At 48.5% G+C, this 22,067-nt stretch carries 24 protein-coding genes; 9 read left to right on the top strand and 15 right to left on the bottom strand.

Annotated features, from left to right (window positions below; genetic code table 11):
* Positions 1 to 21: 21 nt before the first annotated feature.
* From GWG06_RS26905 to GWG06_RS26880, 6 genes are all read right to left on the bottom strand, one after another.
* Positions 22 to 1,275 carry a DUF4374 domain-containing protein gene (locus GWG06_RS26905; protein ID WP_160717446.1) on the bottom strand — a complete coding sequence of 418 codons (1,254 nt, stop codon included), beginning with the start codon at positions 1,273 to 1,275 and terminating at the stop codon, positions 22 to 24.
* Between the two features lie 33 nt (positions 1,276 to 1,308).
* Positions 1,309 to 3,732 (bottom strand): TonB-dependent receptor, encoded by a 2,424-nt coding sequence (locus GWG06_RS26900; RefSeq protein ID WP_202183133.1) that lies wholly within the window; start codon positions 3,730 to 3,732, stop codon positions 1,309 to 1,311.
* Positions 3,733 to 3,925: 193 nt separating this feature from the next.
* On the bottom strand, positions 3,926 to 5,116 hold the full coding sequence (locus GWG06_RS26895) for a hypothetical protein (protein WP_160717442.1): 1,191 nt from the start codon (positions 5,114 to 5,116) through the stop codon (positions 3,926 to 3,928).
* A 9-nt stretch (positions 5,117 to 5,125) separates the two neighbouring features.
* Positions 5,126 to 5,785 carry a hypothetical protein gene (locus tag GWG06_RS26890; RefSeq protein WP_160717440.1) on the bottom strand — a complete coding sequence of 220 codons (660 nt, stop codon included), beginning with the start codon at positions 5,783 to 5,785 and terminating at the stop codon, positions 5,126 to 5,128.
* 50 nt (positions 5,786 to 5,835) lie between these two features.
* Entirely contained in the window at positions 5,836 to 6,387 is a 552-nt protein-coding gene (locus GWG06_RS26885; protein ID WP_160717438.1) for an RNA polymerase sigma-70 factor, read from the bottom strand.
* A 144-nt stretch (positions 6,388 to 6,531) separates the two neighbouring features.
* The gene (locus tag GWG06_RS26880) at positions 6,532 to 7,077 is read right to left on the bottom strand and encodes a UPF0158 family protein (RefSeq protein ID WP_160717436.1); all 546 of its coding nucleotides are present in this window, start codon (positions 7,075 to 7,077) and stop codon (positions 6,532 to 6,534) included.
* Positions 7,078 to 7,186: 109 nt separating this feature from the next.
* Here GWG06_RS26880 and GWG06_RS26875 point away from each other — a divergent pair, with 109 nt between their 5' ends.
* From GWG06_RS26875 to GWG06_RS26860, 4 genes are all read left to right on the top strand, one after another.
* Positions 7,187 to 7,510, top strand: coding sequence for an ArsR/SmtB family transcription factor (locus GWG06_RS26875; protein ID WP_127039058.1), 324 nt, complete (start codon positions 7,187 to 7,189; stop codon positions 7,508 to 7,510).
* A 4-nt stretch (positions 7,511 to 7,514) separates the two neighbouring features.
* Entirely contained in the window at positions 7,515 to 7,982 is a 468-nt protein-coding gene (locus tag GWG06_RS26870) for an SRPBCC family protein (protein WP_127039061.1), read from the top strand.
* Between the two features lie 6 nt (positions 7,983 to 7,988).
* A complete protein-coding gene (locus GWG06_RS26865) occupies positions 7,989 to 8,372 on the top strand; it encodes a DoxX family protein (RefSeq protein ID WP_127039064.1) in 384 nt (127 codons plus the stop codon).
* A gap of 216 nt (positions 8,373 to 8,588) precedes the next feature.
* Positions 8,589 to 9,179, top strand: coding sequence for a YdeI/OmpD-associated family protein (locus GWG06_RS26860; protein WP_235938555.1), 591 nt, complete (start codon positions 8,589 to 8,591; stop codon positions 9,177 to 9,179).
* 88 nt (positions 9,180 to 9,267) lie between these two features.
* Here the strand turns inward: GWG06_RS26860 and GWG06_RS26855 are convergent, their stop codons facing one another.
* Both GWG06_RS26855 and GWG06_RS26850 read right to left on the bottom strand, forming a co-directional pair.
* On the bottom strand, positions 9,268 to 10,206 hold the full coding sequence (locus tag GWG06_RS26855; protein WP_160717434.1) for a hypothetical protein: 939 nt from the start codon (positions 10,204 to 10,206) through the stop codon (positions 9,268 to 9,270).
* A gap of 182 nt (positions 10,207 to 10,388) precedes the next feature.
* Positions 10,389 to 10,985 carry a thioredoxin family protein gene (locus tag GWG06_RS26850; RefSeq protein WP_160717432.1) on the bottom strand — a complete coding sequence of 199 codons (597 nt, stop codon included), beginning with the start codon at positions 10,983 to 10,985 and terminating at the stop codon, positions 10,389 to 10,391.
* Between the two features lie 83 nt (positions 10,986 to 11,068).
* Here GWG06_RS26850 and GWG06_RS26845 point away from each other — a divergent pair, with 83 nt between their 5' ends.
* Entirely contained in the window at positions 11,069 to 11,953 is an 885-nt protein-coding gene (locus GWG06_RS26845; RefSeq protein WP_160717430.1) for a LysR family transcriptional regulator, read from the top strand.
* 3 nt (positions 11,954 to 11,956) lie between these two features.
* On the opposite strand, the gene GWG06_RS26840 is transcribed toward GWG06_RS26845, so the two are convergent.
* Together GWG06_RS26840 and dapB are read right to left on the bottom strand one after the other, a co-directional pair.
* The gene (locus tag GWG06_RS26840; protein ID WP_127039076.1) at positions 11,957 to 12,442 is read right to left on the bottom strand and encodes a hypothetical protein; all 486 of its coding nucleotides are present in this window, start codon (positions 12,440 to 12,442) and stop codon (positions 11,957 to 11,959) included.
* Positions 12,443 to 12,652: 210 nt separating this feature from the next.
* Positions 12,653 to 13,465 carry a 4-hydroxy-tetrahydrodipicolinate reductase gene (gene dapB / locus GWG06_RS26835; protein ID WP_160717428.1) on the bottom strand — a complete coding sequence of 271 codons (813 nt, stop codon included), beginning with the start codon at positions 13,463 to 13,465 and terminating at the stop codon, positions 12,653 to 12,655.
* A 140-nt stretch (positions 13,466 to 13,605) separates the two neighbouring features.
* On the opposite strand from dapB, the gene GWG06_RS26830 reads away from it, so the two are divergent.
* On the top strand, positions 13,606 to 14,061 hold the full coding sequence (locus tag GWG06_RS26830; RefSeq protein ID WP_160717426.1) for a copper resistance protein NlpE N-terminal domain-containing protein: 456 nt from the start codon (positions 13,606 to 13,608) through the stop codon (positions 14,059 to 14,061).
* Between the two features lie 123 nt (positions 14,062 to 14,184).
* Here GWG06_RS26830 and GWG06_RS26825 read toward each other — a convergent pair whose 3' ends face one another.
* Entirely contained in the window at positions 14,185 to 15,696 is a 1,512-nt protein-coding gene (locus GWG06_RS26825) for a glycoside hydrolase (RefSeq protein ID WP_202183132.1), read from the bottom strand.
* 411 nt (positions 15,697 to 16,107) lie between these two features.
* Here GWG06_RS26825 and GWG06_RS26820 point away from each other — a divergent pair, with 411 nt between their 5' ends.
* Positions 16,108 to 17,073, top strand: a complete 966-nt coding sequence (locus GWG06_RS26820) for a 3-keto-disaccharide hydrolase (protein WP_160717424.1) — start codon at positions 16,108 to 16,110, stop codon at positions 17,071 to 17,073.
* A gap of 151 nt (positions 17,074 to 17,224) precedes the next feature.
* Here GWG06_RS26820 and GWG06_RS26815 read toward each other — a convergent pair whose 3' ends face one another.
* Positions 17,225 to 17,752, bottom strand: coding sequence for a GNAT family N-acetyltransferase (locus GWG06_RS26815; protein ID WP_127036290.1), 528 nt, complete (start codon positions 17,750 to 17,752; stop codon positions 17,225 to 17,227).
* A gap of 83 nt (positions 17,753 to 17,835) precedes the next feature.
* On the opposite strand from GWG06_RS26815, the gene GWG06_RS26810 reads away from it, so the two are divergent.
* Together GWG06_RS26810 and GWG06_RS26805 are read left to right on the top strand one after the other, a co-directional pair.
* Entirely contained in the window at positions 17,836 to 19,257 is a 1,422-nt protein-coding gene (locus GWG06_RS26810) for an aminotransferase-like domain-containing protein (protein WP_160717422.1), read from the top strand.
* Between the two features lie 146 nt (positions 19,258 to 19,403).
* Complete coding sequence (locus tag GWG06_RS26805; RefSeq protein WP_127036294.1) at positions 19,404 to 20,408, top strand: bestrophin family protein; 1,005 nt, start codon at positions 19,404 to 19,406, stop codon at positions 20,406 to 20,408.
* 136 nt (positions 20,409 to 20,544) lie between these two features.
* Here GWG06_RS26805 and GWG06_RS26800 read toward each other — a convergent pair whose 3' ends face one another.
* The 3 genes from GWG06_RS26800 to GWG06_RS26790 all read right to left on the bottom strand — a co-directional run bounded on the left by GWG06_RS26800 (position 20,545) and on the right by GWG06_RS26790 (position 22,026).
* A complete protein-coding gene (locus tag GWG06_RS26800) occupies positions 20,545 to 20,853 on the bottom strand; it encodes a hypothetical protein (protein ID WP_160717420.1) in 309 nt (102 codons plus the stop codon).
* A gap of 118 nt (positions 20,854 to 20,971) precedes the next feature.
* A complete protein-coding gene (locus GWG06_RS26795) occupies positions 20,972 to 21,304 on the bottom strand; it encodes a hypothetical protein (protein ID WP_127036298.1) in 333 nt (110 codons plus the stop codon).
* A 317-nt stretch (positions 21,305 to 21,621) separates the two neighbouring features.
* Positions 21,622 to 22,026 carry an NUDIX hydrolase gene (locus GWG06_RS26790; RefSeq protein WP_127036300.1) on the bottom strand — a complete coding sequence of 135 codons (405 nt, stop codon included), beginning with the start codon at positions 22,024 to 22,026 and terminating at the stop codon, positions 21,622 to 21,624.
* Positions 22,027 to 22,067 lie beyond the last annotated feature (41 nt).

The raw sequence follows: 22,067 nt of genomic DNA, 5'->3' as shown, positions 1-22,067 counted from the left end.
GACGCCCCTCTCTTTAATGAATTAATATTTTAACCTGGCGATGGAAGTCACGTTGGAAGCGCCCTGGATATGCAGCCCTCTCACAGCGGTAGCTGTTTCGGCGTTGATAACATATACATAGAACTGCTTGTTGTCGTCCTCCATCACATAATCAATGGTTTTACCATCTCCTTCATAAAACACCTGCATTCTGAAAGATGCCTGGTCATGCTCCGGTATACCTTTCACTTCGGTGATCGTCTGATTAATGACATCTGCAATCACCATCCTGATCCTTCCGCCGGATACATTATCTTCGGCTACGCCGTTGTAAACAGACAGCAGGAATTTACCATTGGCAATGTATTCGCCGCGCGCAATTTTGGATTTGATCTTTTCTTCCACATTAAAGAAATAGCTCTTATCAAACTGCTCTGTACCCTTTTTGATACGGACAATACCGGAAGGCTTTTTGGATTTCACGCCGTTGATAGCGCCGGCAGTAGACCATGCATATACATCTCCGTTCTCAATCTGACGCAGCCCGTGCATACCAAACCAGTTACCGATGAAGCTGGTACGGTCGTCGCCGATCACTTTTTCAAACTTCAGTCCGGGATAGCTAAAAACCGCTACCCAGCTGCTGTCCAGGCTGCCGTACTGGCCATCCCACGGAGAGCCGTTAGCACCGGGTTTGAATTTGTAGAAAGGCATATACAGTTTGTTATCTACCTGGAAAACGCCTGTCCACACAGCATTATCGCCGGTGCCGGTAATCTGTTTCAGGTCTGTGGTGCTTTTGCCTGCCAGTCTGAGGTTAACGGCATCAAACAGGAACAGCTCTCCTACGCCGTTTCCGCGCGGGTCGGAGCCGCCTACCCAGAAATCGCTGTTAACTGTTCCGTACACACCTGTTCTGAAAGTATTCACCACTCGGCCTACAACGCCTACCTGCCCGTTATCGCTGTAAATGCGGTATGGTGTAACAGGTCCCTGCGCTCCGTAGACCTGCGCAAAGATGGTGTTGTTCTGGATGATAAAGGAATAGGCATCTGTTTCCACCCCGTTGTTGGTGGAAGAAATGCTGCCTTTGGTGACATCATCGGCGGTTACAATATAGGTGCCTGCAGCGGTACCCTGACCTGTATACACAAATACATATTTTGATCTTTTAAGTCCGGATGTATCCACCTTTCCGCCGGTGGGCGCTTCGTCCTTACTGCTTTTGGAGCAGGCGCTCATCATTACCATAGATCCTATCACTCCTGACAGGAGCAGTGTTACAGTTTTCTTCATCTTATTCAGTTTTTATAAATCCTGTTTATTATTTTATAAAGTATTACGGGAGAAGTAATAGCGGAGTTTGACATAGAAAGCCCTGCCGGGTTTCTGTAAGCGGTAGTTGTCGAACAGCGGGGAATCCGCTATGTTCAGGCATTCCAGCCCGATATTATATTTACCTTCCGCCAGCGCATACAGCATATTGACATCATGCCCCCACTGCGTCGGGATGATCAGTTTGGTATCCCTGGTGCCCTGGCTGGGCCAGAACAGGTAGAACTGATTTACATAGGTCAGGTTGTAACCTACCGACAGCCGGTTTCCTTTATGCAATACATTATCAAAGGAGATGGCGGCATTGGTATTACCATACATATAGGGCACATTGGGAATACGGTCTTTATATACTGTGCTGACCACCGTGGAGCGGTTACCTGACGGCAACATTTCAAATTCCGTCTGGTTCCGGATATTCTGATAGGTGAAGCTGCTGTTCAGGGAGAAACGGTTTTTGTAACGGTAGTGGATTTCCGCATCTATGCCTCTGTTGGTCACGCTTTCATCATTCGTACTTTTTTTGATGTACTCATTTTTATGATTGCTGAAGATCAGCATACTGCGGATATAATCGCTGGTATTCCGGAAGATGAAATCGCCCTGCACTTCAAACGCATGGTCCTTTCCGATGTTAAAGCTGTAATTAGCGCCGATGTTCACATTATGGCTGCTTTCCGGGCGGAGGTCCATGGTGGCGGATTCATTGATCATATCGCCGAACAGCTCTTCATTCTCAGGCAGGCGAAAGGCTTTCTCATAGGAACCTTTCAGCTGCAGCCGTGGCGTAATAAACCAGGTAGCCGCCAGGCCATAGCCCATTTTGGAGAAACTACCGCGCTGGATAGCCACGTCATAATACCGTACTTCTTTCTCCCGATCGTAGGTATCTGTGATGGAATGTGTAATGTTCCGCTGGAAATAATGCTTCGCAAAAGCGGTAGCATTGATTGTTTTCGTGATATTGGCCCGGTAGGATAATCCACTGATGTATTTGCCGGTTTTACGCGGCTGTTTGTCAAAAATACTTTCCGGATCAAAATTGTTCTTTGCCTTTCTGTTGAAGGTGGTAAACAGTTCATTGAACGTAATAGCATGGCGGTCGTTAATGGTGTAGCTGAGTGCAGCGTTGACAGCGCCGTTGTTATTCCGGTATCTGTAATCAGACAGGGAGCTTTCACCACCTAACCTATTTGGGTTGGCTGCATCTTTATATTCATACTCGCCGGCCCAGTTATATCTTTTAAAGGCGGTATCTACAGCGCGTTCTTCACCCAGGTTGAAGTTAGCGCTGACGCGTACATCAAAGCCTTTCACAAAGAGGTTCCGCTTCAGATATTTCAGGGAAGGCTGCAACAGGGAGCCTGATCTCCAGCGGCTGCCGAAAACATCTTCCATGCGGTTGCCCGTCTGTATATCCGCCTTGCTTTTACCGATGGTGCCACCAATAAGTAACTGATCTGCATACTTTTTACCGGTAACGCCGGCGTACAGCACCAGTGTTTCATTGTGGTAGCGGTCGTGGAAACGCCTTACCCTGCCTGGATTGTGCAGGCCGGTGTTGAAATCCACGACATTGACATCTACCCAATAGTTATTATCGGAATAATTCTGGAAGGCGTTCATCTGCAGGGTGAATCCTGATTTTGCGGTATACCCTGCGCTGATAGCGGATTTATGGGTATTGAATGATCCGTAGGAATAGGAAACATCTGCGTAGGTGCGTGGCTGTGTGTTGGTAATAATGTTTACTGCACCACCCAGGGCGTCGCCGCCGAGCCATACGGGCACTACTCCCTTGTATATTTCTATGCGGCTGGCAAAGTTCACGGGGATGTTATTCAGCTGGAAGGCAGAACCCAAATTATCCATGGGCATACCGTCGAGGAAAAACTTTACCTGGCGGCCGCTGAAGCCGTTCAGGCTGAAACGTATATCAGATCCCACTCCGCCGGATTCACGCACCCTTACGCCGGATACACGGTTCAGCACCTGACCCAGGTCCATCGTGGAGTTGTGCAGCGGGCGGGCATCTACGGATAATACGTTATATGCCTGCCGGTTGATTTCCCTGTTTTTGGAAACGCCGGTAACAGATACGGTATTGATTTCACGAACATCTTTCTTCAGTTGTTCTTCCAGCTGCAACGTACGGCCGGCGGTGAGCACTATTTTTCTGGCAATGCCTTTATATCCCGGGGCGCTGATGTGGAGCATATATTTTCCGGGAGCTGCCGCGGTGATATGGAAAGCGCCGCTGGCATCGGTGGTGGCGGATTTATTGCCGGGTGACAGGTATATGGCGGCTGCCGCTACGGGTGCAGACTGTTCACTGATTACATGACCGGCAACAGCGGCGTGTTGCTCCTCCTGGGCCCGGGCATAGATTACCCCTGCGCACAGGAATCCTGTAAGCAAAATTTTCTTAATTTGCATTGCTTTTGAATAATGTATGTGTTTAAAAGTAACCGGAGATTTATTTCCGGTGAACCTGGCAGGTGCGAACTGTCAGGTTCTTTTTTTTATTACAGTTTTATATGCAGGCCTTGTTAATCCCTGCCTGTAAATAGTATTATCATGAGGGGCTGTTCTCCCCTATGTTTATTTAAATTTATTTTCTCAGTTTATCCATCCGCAATATTCTGCCTGTCACCGTTATGCCGGGTGTGATGCTGCCGGTTTTCAGGTGGTACAGCAGGATGCGGCTTTTATTATTACCGAGATATACCGGAAGATACACGGTGGTATCATCTGCCAGTACATCGTGATTAAAACTCAGTCTGATATTGCCTGCAGGGATGGCTTTCCTGGTGCGGGCCACGAGGTCCAGCAGTTCGTAATGCGCTGTTTCCTGCTGCAGGTAGTCATCGAAGCGGGTCACTCCTGCGGATGCCACTACTTTGGTAATGGCTTTACCATAGCCGATGTTGTGCAGTGTGTAAGCCTCTGTAGTCTTATTATCTGTTAGCGGAAACAGGTAGCTGCTGTCGAAGCCGTTGCCGGTAGCCCGCAGCACTGCCGAAAGCGCTGAAGGGTGGTTGCCGGTGCGGCCGCCGGGCTGTCCCAGCACATAAGCGGTATCGTGCAGGTGCAGGGTATTAGGCCCCCATATGTTGTAACTGCCCGGCCAGGTAGTGCGGGTATCCGGAAAGGTATGTTGCAGCTGCAGCTCCGGGTAGCCGTATACGTTAGCATACATGGTATCGGAGGGTGGTGTGAGATGTTCGCGCATCCATCCTTTCTGATAGGTATAGAAAAGCAGCAGGCGCTGTTGTACAAACTGTGCGGATACGGCGGTGTAGTTAAGCCCGGCTGGTGCGGGCGGCGTCTGCAGGGTAACATACCGCAGCAGCTTCATGGCTTCGGGGTCTATGACGGAGCATCCGAATTTATCTCCGTCGCGGTTGCCCAGCAGCAGGGTATGCTCGCCGGCCCATACCATCCAGCTGTCGTAAGGTTCGTAGGGAACGGCAGCCATACTGGTTTCCCGTTGCTTTTGCAGGCCGGTGGGGGTAACACGGTATTCCGCAAATATTTTACGCTCCATGTCCATAAAGTAATAGAGGTCGCCACGGGTAGCAATAGTCAGGTGATGCGGCGGCAGCATTGTTTCGCGGGGCAGGTCCGTTTCCACTGTTAATGCGGGCAGAGACAGGAAGTAGTCCGCATCCCGGATACTGTCGTACACCATCAGGCCGTATCCTGGTAATACAGGCGGGTGCTGTGTTCCGCAGGACAGGATACATATCAGGGCAGCTATCGCCGGTATACCGGCAGCTGCAGAAAGCAGGTTAAATTTCACGAAAAGCTGTTAAAGGCGGATAAAATCACGGTTTACATTCATGGCCATTGCCGGCGGGAGGTCCGTCAGGGAGCGGTTATCCATCACCAGCAGGTTATCTGATTTGTAGGGATAGTAAGCCAGCAGGCAGGACTTTCCTTTTCGCAGCAGTATTTTCCTCGTGGCGGCAATACCGTTGGGCTGGCAGTAGGAAATGGCGGTGTACTGGTCTTCTGCAGAAGTGTTACTGACCAGCAGGCATCCTTCAAAGCGGATATCAATGCGGTTGCCGTCGCGCTTCTCCAGCCGCACATTGCTTTCAGCACCCAGCTTCACCTGCAGCCCGTGAAAGTTTTTTTCCCGGAATGACGGTTCATGATGATGGCGGAATTCAGCAAAACGGTTGCCGGGGGTATCTGTTTCTACAAACAGGAAAGCCAGTAGGCACAGCAGCAGGATACTGGCAGCGACGGCCGAAAATGCCAGTATTTTCCTGGCAGCGCGGCGGCTATCCGTGATAGCATTGCGGCGGCGGATCTGATGCCACAAACGTTCTCCGGTAGCCGCTTCACAGGGAATGCTGTGTTCCGGTACATCTTCCGGCGCACCTGCCATCCACTGATGAAACGCTTCCATTTCAGCGCTGTTGGCTTCTCCTGACAAACATTTTTTGAGTAATTCCGGATTCATACTATTAATTATCACAGGAGCGTCAATTCCCCTATGCCGGTCTGAAATTTTTAATCCGCCTGGTATTTCCCCAGACCTTTCCGGATAACTTTCAGGGCTTTGGTGAGTTGATTTTCCACTGTTTTTTCGGAGATCAGGAGGTTGACGGCTATTTCCCGGTTATTCAGTCCTTCCTGCCGGCTCAGCTGATATACCAGGCGGCAACGCTCCGGCAGCCCGGTGACCAGGCGGTCGATCTCTTCCCGCAGGAAACTGCAGAAAAGGGTTTCTTCCGTATGATTATCTGCTTCAGACTGCCGTACCGACAGCTCTTCCATTCTCCTGGATTTCCGGATATCGTCATTATATTTCCGGGCGATGCGAAAGCGGACCGCCTTTACCAGATAATTTTCCACTGTTTCAGGATCCAGTACCAGTGAGCTTTTGCGCTGCCATATGGAAGTAAATACATCCTGCACAACTCCTTCCGCCTGGAAGGCATCTCCCAGGTATTTAAAAGCAAGATGATAAAGTTTCTTCCAGTAACATTCGTACAGATGCAGGAAAGAGGCTTCATTTATCTTCATGCCGGCTCGGAAATCGTCAGCGTACAGGTCAGGCACGTTAAGCTGTTTATATAATAGAATCGGGCTAATGATAGCGGTAGTCCGTGTGCAGCAGCAAAATTGATGTAATAACAGCTAAATCTTTTATCAAATGAGGAAAAATTTTATCGAAAAAGGAAAATATCAGTACAGCATATGTATTTAGTTGCGGGTATTGAGTTGTATGCTGATGGCTTTTTCATCAGTCCATACAGAACAGGATGCCAGATCAATATGATGATGGGTACAGAATGCATCGATGACCTGGTGCAGGTAATTATTGCTGAAGCGTTGCCAGCCTGCTCTCATTTCCGGTAGCAGCGCCGCGCCTACATCCAGGTTTGACCTGCCATTAACAGCCTTCGTAATATTGTCCAGCTCCTCATCGCCGGGTAGTCCCTGCTCATTCAGGAAAAGCCGTATCATGTCTGTTCTTTGTGCCACTGTTAACCGGGGCACATAAAGCAGGTCTGCCGACTTCTCTTCCAGCCTGTCCATTCTTTCTTTCAGTACGGCAAGTTCCTCCGGACTATAGGGCATGTCTGTAATTCCCTCTCCTGATGCAGGATCGCAGAGAAAGTAATCGGTGATAAAGATGGAAAAAAACTGGCGGTTCCGCTTGTCGAAAAAATATTGTTCGTTTAATAAAAACGGTGGTTCCGTAAAAGCCGTTTCCAGCCAGCGGCGGATAGCAGGTATCGTATTCATGGTAATGTCCGGGATGATTCCGGAGTAAGATAATCTTTCGTCCTTCTTTCAAAAATAAATTTGCGTAGTTAAATAACTACACATATATTTGTAGTCAAATAGCTACACAATGAAATTAAGACGAGATGTATTTCAGGCTATAGCAGATCCCACCAGGCGGGCGATACTGGTACTGGTAGCCTCACAGGCTATGACAGCAGGGGCTATAGCTTCTAATTTTGATACGGCAAGACCTACCGTTTCAAAACATCTGCAGATACTTACGGAATGTGAGCTGCTGCAGCAGGAACAAAACGGCAGGGAAATTTTTTATCATCTTAACCTGAAGAAGATAAAGGAGATCGCAGACTTCATCGAGCCCTTTCGTAAAATGTGGGATGACAGGTTTAATAAACTGGAGAATATTATGCAACAATACAAATCTAAAAAGTAAGCACATGGAACTGAAAACAAAAATCCACGCCGAAGACGGCAAGCAGGAAATCACTATTACCAGGGAGTTTGACCTTCCGGTGGAATTACTCTTCAAAGCATACGCAGAGCCTGAAATAGTAGAACAGTGGATGGGTACCAAAGTGGTGAAGCTGGAAAACAGGAAGCACGGCAGCTGGCAGTTTCAGACATCGGATGCAGCGGGTAAAGTGGTATTTGAAGCCAACGGCACCATTCATGAGTTTGTTCCGGAACAGCGGTTCACGCGGACTTTTGAAATGGAGAATGCACCATTCGGCATTCAGCTGGAATTCTTTGATTTTGAAAAACTCACGGACAATACCAGTAAACTGACCATGCACATCGTCTACAAATCAGTAGCCGCCAGGGATCAGATGCTGCAGATAGGTTTCGCCCAGGGCCTGAACATGGCACATAACAGACTCCAGACTATTGTTGATAAATTAAAATAACATCCTATGAGCAAAACAAACAAAATCATTTACTGGATTGCCACCGGCTGGCTTTCACTCGGCATGGTATCTACAGGCATTGTACAGCTGATCCGCTCGAAAGACGAAGTAGAAAGTATCACCAGGCTCGGCTATCCGTTGTATATACTTACCATCCTCAGCGTATGGAAATTTCTTGGCGTGATTACTGTGCTGATGCCCAGGGTACCTTTGCTGAAAGAATGGGCATACGCAGGCTTTTTCTTTGCCATGACAGGAGCCGGCATCTCCCACCTGGCCGCAGGCGAACCGGTGAGTACCATATTCCCTTCGTTGCTGCTGCTGGTGCTGACCATAGTATCCTGGTACTTCCGGCCGGCAGAAAGAAGACTGGTTCCGGCCCGCGCATAACAGCCCGTAACAGGGAACCCTTCCGAACTGCCACGACTATACGCCATGAACACTGAAAAGTAACTGGCACACGCATAAGAGATATTGAAAACCTGAACTGCGTATAGTAGTAACCGTTATCATCTGTCATGAGCCTGACGCTATGATTGCATCTGAACAGCGGTTGCTGTATCCTGTATATCCTTGCACCCGCATCTCTCAACAGTATATCAGCATATGAACACCATGAATCCACAGGTGGACGCATTTATCAGCAATGCCGTAAAGTGGCAGCAGGAACTGGAAAAGCTGCGCGAAATCATCCTCAGCACCCAGCTTACGGAAGAACTGAAGTGGGGCTCTCCCTGTTACAGCTTTAAGAAAAAAAATGTGCTCATCATCGGAGAACTGAAAGACTGCTGCGTGCTCAGCTTCTTCAAAGGTATACTCCTGCAGGATCCGGCAGGCATACTTACCAAACCCGGAGATAATACCCGCTCGGCACGCACCATCCGGTTTACCGGTGTCAGGGAAATCGCACGGCTGGAAAACACTATTCTGGACTACATCCGGGAAGCCATTGCCCTGGAAAAGGCAGGCAAAAAGGTAGACTGGGAAGATGATACCGCCACCCTCATGCCGGAAGAACTGCAGCAAAAAATGGATAAACATCCTGCGTTGAAAAAGGCTTTCCACGCACTGACACCCGGGCGGCAGCGGGCTTACCTGCTCTACTTCTCCGCCCCTAAGCAATCCGCCACCAGGGAAGCCCGCATAGAAAAATACATGCAGCGGATTATGGACGGGAAAGGATTAAACGACTGGTAAACAACTGCCGGCAACCCACTGTACATTATTACAGGCACACCTCATCCAACAAATCTCAAATAAATAAATAAATAAATAAATAACAACATCACTGTCCGTTCATCTCCACCAGCAGATAATTTATCTGCTGGTTAACGGACCTTATCACTGCCTGTAACTGATTAATCATGGCAGACCTGGCGTGCAGGTCGGCAGCGGTATACCGGCCCCCGTCACTGAAAATAACAGACTTATTCCCGTCCTGCTCACTCCCGTTAAACTGATAGGCCACCCATCTGTTTTTCAGGTTGAGCAACAGAGAGGAAGTGCCACTGTTACTGAATTTTTTCTCCGTCAGCATATACGCCACAAATGGCGTAAAATCTCCGCTCACCTCCTGCCGCCATACATCGCGCAGGAGGTTCCGGCGATGATAAAAACTGACCGACTTCCCTTTGGGGTTAAGCGTAGATAAACCAAGTCCGGCCCCGGCAACACCTGCGCCGATAGCAACTCCTTTATTCAGCCCGTCATTTTCAATCAGCGCGCCGGCAATGGCCGCCACTGCACCCAATGCTATTGAAGCCACCACCAGCCTGTTATTCCGCGATGAATTAATATTATCAATATAGGCGGCTATCTGATCGGTCCGCTCCCCTTCGCAATCCAGTTCTGCCGCGGCCGCATTGATCTCTGACAACGCCATCAATATCCGGCTGTGGATTTTACTACCGGTAACTGTCATCTCCACACGATCCGCCATCAGCGTATCTTTTCCTGCAGCCACCTGCCTGTACATATCCGCCGTTAAATCCAGCGCATGCAAAATCAATATGCTCTGATCCGAAAAATAAGGCCGCAACACTTTATTCTTCTCCAGCACTTCGGGTGTACTACCTGTAACTCCCGCCTTACTGATACGTATATACGCCGGCGGGCTGCAATAACTCTCCTGCAAGGTAGCCACCCGCAAACCATTCACCCTGCCCACAGTGCAGGAATAAAACAAAATGGCTGTCAGCCATAAAAAATAACAGCAGCAACGCATAAGTCAGGTATCTGACTGCGTAAACAGCCGATGGAATTATTTAGTTCACCGGGGAAACCATATTTATGGATTTTGGAATTTTGTGATTTTGGAATTTTCAGATTTAAAATGCAGCGGAAATTTTCGCGAAAATCTCTGCTGCATTTTAAATCTGAAAATTCCAAAATCACAAAATTCCAAAATCAGATTACTCCCGGAAATAAGTCCGCTTTCTCTGCCCATACTGACTCCGGATAGGTTTTCCGCAGCTCTCCCCAATAGGGCAGTATCGGGTCAAAGGTGCGCGGGCCGGCAAAGTAGGCGGCTACGCCGCACCAATACAGGGCTTCCTGGTGCAGGGCTGGATATTCGGCGGCGTAGGGAAGGGTGGTGAGCAGGTCGATGGCTTCCTGGTATTTCCTGTTGCGTATCAGGAGGGCGGCTTTTCCCAGGGAAAGTTCTGTCATAAAATAATGAGGCGCCGCATATCCGATAATAGTGCGCAGGATAGGGCCACCCGGCGCATAGATGAACAGGGAGGGCGACCAGAGCATGGCGGTGGTCAGGAAGGTATCGGCAAAAGCCTTCGGGATATTGCTGACGTGACATTTCAGTACAACGTAGTGTTGCTCCAGGTAGGCGCGTACGGCAGCATCCTCATAGGTGACGGCATCCATTTTGGCGCAGCCCTTGCAGTTGGTGGCCCAGTAGTCAATTAATAGCGGCTGTCTGCTTTCTTTAGCCAGTGCAACGGCTTCATCTGCTGATTGCTCCGTGAAAAATTTTACGGCTGTTTCCATGATGTATTATTTTATATCAAAAGTAGATACTCCCACATCATGAGAAAAATGAATAGTTTTCCTATTTTCGATTAAAAAAACTAATGATAACAAGCAACGACCTGCTGCTGGTACAACGCATCGTAGAACAGGGAACCCTTACCAGGGCGGCAGACAGCCTCTTTCTGACCCAGTCGGCGCTCAGTCATCAGCTGAAAGACCTGGAATACCGTACCGGACTGCAGATATTTGAAAGGGTGAATAAAAAGCTGTTGCTCACACATGCCGGCAGGCGTATGATGGAAACCGCCGCAGGTATACTCCCGCAACTGTCAAGGCTACACGAAGACCTGCTCGCCTATAAAAAAGGGCATCTGAACACCCTGCGGATCAGCACCGAATGCTACACTTGCTACCATTGGCTGCCGGAGATTATTACACGCCTGAAAGCGCGTGCAGCAACAACAGAGATATCGATCGTGGCGGCCGCCACTCAAAAACCGCTGCAATACCTGCTGAACGGGGAACTGGACGTAGCCATCATTTCCGAATCGCCGGAACATCCGGCCATCCGCACTACACCGCTGTTTACAGACAACCTGGTAGCCGTACTGCATCGGGATCATCCCTTTGTACATACTAAAAAAACGCTGACAGCAGCGGATTTCGCCACGGAAAATTTATTCGCCTACGATGTACAGGTCAGCACTACCAGCAATCACTTCGCACAGGAATTTTTCCGGGAGGTTAAGCCTGCATCCATCACCCGGCTGCAGCTCACCGAAGCCATCGTGGAAATGATCAGCGCCGGTATGGGCGTAGGCATCTTTGCTACCTGGGTCATCGCCCCCTACCTGAAGCAAAAGGACATCGTTACTTTGCCGTTGCGCTCCCCGCTCAGAAAGAGAGTATGGAAAGCAGCGTGGCTGGATAAAAACAATCCCGCCATTCCGCTGTTCAACGCGGCAGTGAAAGCACACTTTCAATAACCGTTAAATAGTAGCCGCCACGGAAGCAGTGGCATCGCCATTCATAGCCAGCAGCATATTACAGTTATGTGCCAGGAAGAGTAATTCTTCCGGAAGGAAATCTGCTTCGGTTTCCAGCTGATAGTTCACGTGGCAGCCGGTCCACTTATATTGTGAGCGTATATTCATCACCACTTCCTTCTTTTCATTCAGCACTACAAAAGAAAAATCAAGGAACCGCTTTACTTTCAACAGATATTCCCGGCTGCCGAAGGTAATCACCACCTGGGCATTCCAGTTAATGCGGGCATCTGCCACCACCCCGTTATCCTTTTCCATCAGCAGCTTCTGCCCCCAGAAACCTTCTGTTTTCACATTCCACGTACCATTTGCCGTCGTAATCACCGCCCTGTAGGAATACCATGTAGGATAGGAAATCTGCCCCTGCACCTCTTCATTGGCTGATAAACTGTATTGTTTGCCGCTGGATGTTACCTGGTATATTTTCATTTTCTTAAGATTTACAGTATTAGTAGGAAGAGAAGGGAGAATGTTACAGTTTTTTTGAAAAAAAATACGAATTGCGAATTACGAATTACGAATGTAGAAGCGAAGAGCTAAACATAGATTTAAGGTGATAACTTAAAAATATCCTCCTTAGTCTACGTTTAACTCTTCGCTTCTACATTCGTAATTCGCAATTCGTAATTCGCAATTAATCTAATCCATAACACTATCCAACCCTCTCCTAAACCCTTTCACCAGCTGTACCTTCCGGATGGCCAGCAGTGCACCGTTTACATATGGTTCGGCACTGGAGCCGGCTTCATGCCGTAATATGAGTTTTTCGCTTTCCATACCAAAAATGGCTTCCAGGGAAACAATGTAACCTGGTAGTCTGACCGAATGTACCTGTGTATGGTTGATGGCTGCTCCCCTGGTTTCCGGGTAGCCTTTGGTATCCTGGATAGGGATGGTAGTGATGGGCTGTCCTACTTTGGCCAGCCGGCTGACCAGCTCCAGGGTACTGCCACTGGGGCTGTCTACTTTTTTGTCGCTGGCATAATCGATGATTTCCCAATGAGGCATGTAGCGGGCGGCCATTTCAGCGAATCTGTTGAGCAGTACCACGCTGATAGCAAAATTACCGACGGCCAGCACTCCCCTGCCACTGTCATGGGCGGCGGCTTCAATGGAGGCATAGTCTTCATCGGTCAGACCGGAAGTGCCTACAATCACCTGGCGCTGCGCGCGGAGGGCAGACAGGATGTGATGTTTAGCGATAACGGGAGAAGTATACTCGAAGAAAACGTCGCTGGGAACCTGTAGGGCTTCTTCCACAGTGGCGAAGATGGGAATGTTTTTTTCAGTATCGAGCGATAGTACTTCTGACAGATTTTTTCCGGCGTTGGAACGGGAAATAGCTGCTACCAGTTCTATATCCGGGGTTTTTACAATAGCTTTGCACAGTGCAGAAGCTGCCCAACCTGTAGCTCCGGCTACACATATACGTATTTTGTTCTGTTGTGTCATATGATGATTGTTTATATTAAAATTACTAAATTTCCTGTCTGCAATTTCCGGCACGATTTCAGCAAACAATCTCACCAGTATAACTGTTACATTCCGATAACCTGTTTACAAAAACTATATTCATCACAAAACGAGCCTACATGAAAAAAGTCATTATCTGTGCTGCTGTATTTGTAGCAACCACTGCAATTATTTCCTGTAATTCCGGTACACAACCGGCCAATACGGATTCCGCCACTACTGTTACCACTCCCGGAGAACCGGTAGCTGCAGCGGTTTTCGCCGCTGGTTCCTTTAAAGGAACTATTCCCGGAGGCGCAGCCAAAAGGGATGTAACCATTACCTTAAACGCAGATTCTACCTTCAACATGACGGAAGCATACCTGTCCAAAGATGGTAAGCCTGAACATGAAATGAAAACTGATGGTAAATGGAAATTTAACGGAGATACAAAAGAAGTATACCTGGAGTATAAAAACCTGGCTGACAGAGGCACTACCTTCTCTGTGGTGGACGACAAAACCATCCAGATGCACGATGGCAGCATGCAGACGCCTTCTACTTCCGGAGCTGAATATAACTTAACCCGTCAGTAATACGGGCATATGACCCAATGCTACACAAACCCGCCTCCATGGCGGGTTTGTTATTTACAGCCCTTCCGGAAACAAAAAGGGACCAGCGAAAACGCTGATCCCGGATACATCATCTCTCGTTTATCAGTTAGCCGTTCCGGTAAAAGTGATTACGCTGGAAGGCGGCACATTTAATACAAAGCTGCCATTACCCTGTGGCTGCAGGGCAGCTCCCTGCTGCCAGTGAGTACTGGTATTGTCTGCCGTCAGGAAGGATGATAAGCCTGCCGTGGCAAATCCGCTCAGGTTCAGGCGGCAATGCGTTTCGCTGGTACCGGGGTTCACCACTACCACACTGAATTTGCCGGTAGCCGGATCTTTCCAGGCAGAGACTTTCAGCGTGGAGTTGTTCGCCAGGTTTGACTGGAAACGGTAATAACCGGCTTTCACATAGCGGGAGTACTGCCCCATTACATCGTAGGTCTTGGGATAATCCAGAGAACCATCTCCGTTGGTGCATATCAGTGATTCGTTATTGCGGATAGCCAGCATCCCCAGCCAGTAAATATAGGCGTTCACGTTACACTCTGCCAGGAACTTGTGCATGTTCACTGCCAGCTTCAGCCCTCCGGTCATGGTGTTATCGTATACGCCGGCATCATCAGATGCTTCGGTCATCCACACGGGGCGGTTGCCGGTGGCATAGTTCCAGGTTTTAGGATTCTGATTCAGTCCTCTCTTACCCATTATCAGATCGCCTATTTCCACATAGCCGTGGCCAGCGAGAATGTCTACATTATTTTTGTTCATGCCGGACAGGAAGCTGTTGGCGGTCCCCCAGGCAGCGTTCTCGGAGGAGATAATCCTGGTGGTGTTCAGCCCCTGTGCATTCAGTGCAGGACGCAGGTTATTGTTGATGAATTCTCCCAGGTGCCCGGCGGTCCAGTAAGATGCCGGCCAGTCAGAGAAAACATTTTCCGGCTCATTGCTCGGCGATACGCCATAAAAGCCAATGCCTTCCTGCTGGTATGCCTTCACAAACCCTGCGATGTAGTTGGCGAAATCGGAGGAGCAGCAATTGTAGTTAAGGCCGTTAAAGTTCTTGCCGCTTTCGCTGTTAGGGTTGGTCTTCATATACAGCGGCGGTGTCCAGGCACTGGCAAACATCACCGGCGTCTGATAGCGTTCCTTCACTTTTTTCAGTATCCAGAGCTGTGCCAGCTGCGCCTTCTGATCAACGGTGAGCGCCTGATAGGCGGCGCTGCCCGCATCCAGGTCAATATCAGTACCTGCCGGCTTAATAGTCACCACTCCGGTAGCCTTGTTAAACGGATAGGTATGCATGATTTCTCCGCGGATCATGTTGAGCTGCAGCCCGTCAGCACCCCAGAGTTGTTTCATGATACTGTCGCGCCTGGCCGATTCAAAGAATGGCGTAGCTCTTCCTGCAAAGGCGCCGAAGCCTTCCAGCCGCTGATAGGTGGTACCCCAGTTCAGGGTAATGGTAGCCGTATCAATGGCTACTGCCGCTGCCACTCCGGCTTTCAGCTGATCGTTACGCAGCTGCTGCAGATCCTGCTGCATGTTTTTAGTACAACCGGCCGTAAATGCTACCGCCAGTACAGACAAGGAAACTCCTTTCAGACTTTTTTTCATTGTTATAGGATGGTTTGGGTTGGGAAATACAGGAGCCAGTAACCGAGGGGAACGGGTTTAGTATATCTACACATTATCTTCACAGGCAGTAACGTCCCCCCTTATTAATTGTCCGCATCAGCAGCACATCCATTGTTCACTTTTTCAAAAATATATATTTTTCATGTTAATATACACTATACAGGGAGAGAATGGGGAGTGATAACTATTAATTAATTTTAATTACGAATTACGAATTGCGAATTACGAATGTAAGCCCGAAGATTAAACCGAAGATTAAATGGAATAAGAATTAAGCATCCCCCCTTAATCTTCGGTTTAATCTTCGGGCTTACATTCGTAATTCGCAATTCGTAATTCGTAATTCTATAGTTTTATTATTATCTTGGCCGATGCTAAAAATTTGTTGCTATGTATAAAAAATTCCTCGTGCTGGGTATTGGTATGTTGCTGTCTGGAATGGTGGTATCAGCGGCTCACAGATTTCCGGAAGCCCATGTAAAAACAGTTGCAGACCAGCAGGCGCTTATTGGCCGCTGGGATATTACCATTGATGAGAATGGCAAAACGTCGCCGGCATGGCTGGAAGTAAAGCTGTCCGGCTACCGTACGCTGGTAGGCTATTTTGTAGGCCCTTCCGGCAGTGCGCGCCCGGTGTCTGAAGTTATTGTTGACAACGGGAAGTTCAGCTTCTCCATCCCTCCGCAGTGGGAAAACGGCAGTCAGTATTTAAAGGTAGAAGGTACGGTATCAGATAACAGTATACAGGGTACACTGGTAACCAGCGAGGGTAAAACCTTCAGCTGGAAAGGCGTGAGAGCGCCCTGGCTGAAAAGAACTACGGCACCGGTATGGGGCAAGGCGGTGAACCTGTTCAACGGCAAAGACCTGTCTGGCTGGAAAGCTGCAGGCGAAAACCAATGGATCGTGAAAGACGGTATCCTTACCAGCCCGCGTTCCGGCGCTAACCTCATCTCCGATCAGCAATTCACTGATTTCAAACTGCATGTGGAATTCAGGTATCAGAAAGGCAGCAACAGCGGCGTTTACCTGAGAGGCCGTCATGAAGTGCAGATAGAAGACAGCAGCCCGGATACCCATCCGTCCAGCGTATTATTCAGCGGCGTGTACGGTTTCCTTGCTCCCAGCGAGATTGCAGCGCTGGGACCAGACAAGTGGCAGTCGTACGATATTACCCTGACTGGCAGAATGGTGACCATTGTCGTAAATGGTAAAACGGTTATCAGCAACCAGGAAATCCCCGGTATTACCGGCGGCGCGCTGGACAGTAACGAAGGAGCACCCGGTCCTATCTATATCCAGGGCGATCACGGCCCGATCGAATTCAGGAAGATCGTGATTACTCCCGCGAAATAATGATCGTCATATCACTGAAAAGCCTTGCAGATCCAACACTGCAAGGCTTTTTTTATTGGCTGTCCCTCCCCACACGTATCTCCGCACGTCATCGTTTATCCGTATCCGGATTTTTACGTACTGCATTTTGACAGCTATGGTAAGTCCGTTATCAGCTGGTGACAGCTGCAGGCGGCAGTTTTATTTCAAACAGGCTGGAAGATCCGTTCCGGTAGTGCGCCGGCAGCTCCGGCGTATCCGGCGTGGCTACAATCCCCAGATACGTAAACCCGCAGCTGATATAATATTGGTTGAGTTTATCATTACCGCTGCCGGTATCCATACGGATGTATTGTTTGTTATGCTTCCGTGCATGGGTAGCAGCCCATGCGGCAATGTGCCTGACCATGCCTTGCCCGCGGAAAGCCGGATGGGTGGCTATCCGGTGCAGGTATATTGCCGGGTCCTTATCCTTCTCCTGCCATATCAGCGGATCATGAAAGGTGGTCACAAACACACAGGCTACTACGCCGTCTACCAGTATTTTCCACTGCCGGCCTTCAGTGATTTCTCTGGCTACCATGTTCCGGTCGAAACCCTGCCAGTGTTTCCGCGCCACCTGCTTCATATAGGCCGTACCGGCTTCGTACAGCTGAAAGATGGCGTCCATATCTTCGTGGGTGCTGTTCATAATCTCCATTGTGCTATCGGTTTGATACAACAAAACTAGCTACCTTTACCCAACTGTAACAGATACAAAAACTGAATATTTAACGGTAACAGATGAATACCTTTCAGTATATTTCCATTGCCGGCAAGCTGGAACGGCTGATTAACAACAACACGTATCCGGTGGGCGACAAGCTGCCTTCCCTGCGCACAGTGCATGAACAGTACCAGGTGAGCATAGGCACTGCGCTGAAAGCCTTTACCTTGCTGGCAGACAAAGGGCTGATAGCCGGCAGGGAAAAATCAGGATATGTGGTATTACGCAAATCGGTGGCACAGCATCCTTTACCGCAGGGTGTTTCAACGGTATCCGGTATCCGGGAAATTACCGTCAGTAAAACATTACGCAAGGCAACCTTTCCGGCCCCCGGCAATACTGCTTTCATCTCCTTCTTCGGCGCCACACCGGATACGTCCCTACTGCCCTTCAATGCCATCCGGAGAAGCCTGCAGCAGGCATCGCGGGACCTCACCGGCATGCACCTGCAATACGAAACAGCAGCGGGGCATCCTTTACTGCGCCAGGAAATTGCCAGGCGGTCCTTCCGCTGGAACAGCCAGTTGTCTGCCGACGATATCATCATCACCAACGGCGCACTGGAAGCCATCCACCTCTGCCTCCGCGCTGTAACACAAGCCGGCGATACGGTAGTAGTGGCTACGCCCTCTTATTTTGGCGTGTTACAGGGACTGGAACAGTTAAAGCTCAACATCATTGAGCTACCCTGTGATTCAGCTGCCGGCATCGATACCGCACAGCTGGCGCACATCTGCAGTAAATTCCCTGTAGCTGCCTGTGTACTGATTTCCAATTTCAATAACCCCAACGGTGTACAACTGCAGGAGGATAAAAAAGAGGCGATCGCCCGCTTTGCCAACCGGCAGAAGATACCGGTGATTGATGATGATATCTACGGAGATCTGCATTTTGATACACAAAGGCCCACGAATATCAAAAGCTATGATACCAACGGCTGGGTAATGCTCTGCTCCTCCTTTTCCAAGACCGTGGCGCCGGGTTACCGCATCGGATGGTGCGCGCCGGGCAGGTTTACGGAACAGGTCAGTAAACTCAAGGCCGTCACCAATATAGCTACCACCAGCATCGTGCAGCTGTCAATGCTGGAACTGTTATCTACCGGCGCCTATGACCGTCACCTCCGCAAGCTGCGTGTAACATTACACAAACTGGTACTGCTCACCACGCAGGCAATAGCAACGCATTTTCCCGCAGGCACACGCATCAGCCGCCCGCAGGGCGGACTTGTACTCTGGGTTGAACTGCCGGCAAGTATCAACGCATTCCGGTTGCAACAGGAAGCGCTGGCAAAACATATCGACATAGCACCGGGACCACTATTCTCCAATAGCGGAGATTACCGCAATTACATACGTATCAGCTGCAACCACGCATGGAACCGGCGTGTACAGCAGGCGCTGAAAGAACTGGGGCGCATCGCACACGAACTGATGTAAATATTTACGGATCGGGGAATTTTTTGATGAGGGGAATTTTAAATGCAGCGGAGATATACAATTGTTTTCGCTGCATTTAAAATTCCCCCATCAAAAAATCAGAAAATCCCGGAATATTTTTTAACTTCTGCCTATATCATATCACTATGCATATAGGAAATCACTACAAAATCCGGGAGTTTTTAGTCTGGACACGGGGAAACATATACTGGCTGGTACTTATAGCCTGTATTCCTACTACGTTGTATTATTTTTTCGATTGCAAATGGGTAGCAGTTCCCTGGGTGCCGGTAGCGCTCATTGGTACGGCAGCAGCATTTATTGCAGGCTTCAGGAATACGCAGACATACAACAGGATGTGGGAAGCCAGGCAAATATGGGGCAGCATCGTTAACAGCAGCAGAACCTGGGGTATTATGGTGAAGGATTTTATCCGGCATCCGGATAAGGCGACCGAACAGCGGCTGCATCGCGAGCTGGTTTACCGCCACATCGGATGGCTTACAGCCCTGCGTTTTCAACTGCGGGAATCAAGACCCTGGGAAACTATTAAATCGAACCGGTACAACCGGGAATATCAAAGTAATTACAAGGTGCAGGAATGGGAAAACAACCTGCCCGATGAACTGAAACCATTCATTCCTGCCACCGAACTGCCGGAGCTGCTGGAGAAAAAGAACCGCGCCACACAAATCATTGCGCTGCAGTCTGCCCACCTCCGCCAGCTCAATGAGCAACAGCATCTTTCAGATCTTTCCTATGTAGAAATGGAAAACGTGCTGAAAGAACTCTACGAACATCAGGGCAAGAGCGAGCGCATCAAAAATTTCCCCTATCCCCGGCAATATGCCAGCATCAACCTGTTTTTCATCCGCCTCCTGGTAATATTACTCCCCTTCGGTATGATTAATGAATTTGCCAAAATGGGCGATATGGGCATCTGGTTAACCATCCCCTTCAGCGCACTGACCGGCTGGGTATTCCTGGCGCTGGAACAGGTAGGCGAAGCCACCGAAAACCCTTTCGAAGGCAGCGCCAACGATATCCCCATCACTTCCATGAGCCGCACCATCGAAATAGATCTCCGCGAAATACTCGGCGAAAAAGAACTACCGCTGCCGATTCCCGCGATTAACAATATTCTGATGTAAGACCATTTATTAATTTGAGATTTGGTTATTTGAGATTTTGTATCCAATCTTTATTCTCCTTGTACTTAGCGGTACAAGGGAAACAAAAATTGGATACAAAATCTCAAATAACCAAATCTCAAATAAATAAATGGTCTTACTTGATTTTCACATAACCCGGCTTATTCATGCCGTTGTTACGAAGGTAGGTAACAATCACGGTATCGTCTTCGTAAGTTCTTTCCAGTGAATGTACAATGTATTGCGGAGAAAGTTTCTTGACGGCGATAAGGGTAAAATCGTCTGTCAGAGAACCATCAGAAGAATCCAATATAAAAATCTGGCAGCCAGGCCTTACATTATAGAGTTCAACTGTACCAATGGCGATAACAGGACGAATATCCTTCGGGTCATCATCTGTAATGATCTTTTTTTCTTCCGATTCACGGAATATGATTATTCCCATAAAGTTAATTTTGTACTGAAAGAGAATGGATATGACGGCCTGCCTTTTATCTGCAGACCGTCATTGTTACCCATAGCATAAAAATTACTGCAAGCATGGTTTCCGCAGTACGGTTTTTCTAATTTATTTTTATCCGGGAAATTTTGCCGTCCAGGCCGTTGTTCCTGATAAAGGAAACAACTACATATTCATCTTCATAACTTCGCTCGAATGTGGCCACAGTGTATTCAGGACTGATACGCTTCACATTTATGATACTGAAGTCATCGCTGGTGGAGCCATCCGGGGAATCATATACCGTGATTACACATCCGGCTCTGACGCCATACAGTTTCATGGAACGGATTTCGTCGTTCTTAACCGGGCGGAAGTTCTGTCCCGGCGTATCTTCTACGGTTTGCACAATGTTCTGTGTACCATTGTTGCCTTCATAAAAAACAATAATGCCCATAAATGATTCTTTTGAGGGTGAATAAAAAAAAATAAAGGAATTTATACCTGCAGGATATAAACTTATCAGGCGACGAACAACTGCTACGGCCGTGAGGCCGTCAGTATATGTTCATCAGAAAGCATGAAAATGTATTGCTAAGGGGTAAGCAATGGCTTCAGGGTTTATCCATAATGGTTATTTAGTTTTCAAGGATAGCTCACCAATCTTCATCAATAACTGGTAACACGACGATACATAGCTAAATGCGACGTGAAAGTAAATATAATCTTCACAAAAATCAAAAAAATTATAAGGAAACCTAACGATAATACGACTTAATCCACCAGCCCGTCAAGGTACAATCTTTCAAAAGCCAGCAATACACCTTTCACCTGATGGGCTTCCCGGCTGTAAGATTCACGGCTGAAAAAACGTACTGCTGCTATCTCGGCAGTCGGCTGCGGCGCTTCATGCAGCCGGCATAAAAAACAATCCTGCTCCATCCGCAGGTCCGTTTCACCGAAAGCAGGAGCTGTAATATGATAATACCATTGCAGCTGGTCTGCAGAAAGCTCCAAACTCAGTTCTTCCATAACTTCCCGCTGTATTGCTTCCAGCGGGCTTTCCCCGGCATCTACCTTACCGCCCGGAAGATACCATGCCTGTTTATTTTTACTGAATGCCAGCAGTAATTCCCTGTTCTCTACTACAATGAGTCCTACACAATCGATATGTTTCATGCGGCAAAACTAAATAAAACATTTACGGATTTTGGAATTTT

The organism is Chitinophaga solisilvae (genome assembly GCF_009928525.1).
GTDB lineage: Bacteria > Bacteroidota > Bacteroidia > Chitinophagales > Chitinophagaceae > Chitinophaga > Chitinophaga solisilvae.
The sequence above is the reverse complement of the archived record's forward strand: the minus strand, read 5'-3'. Positions and strand labels throughout refer to the sequence as shown.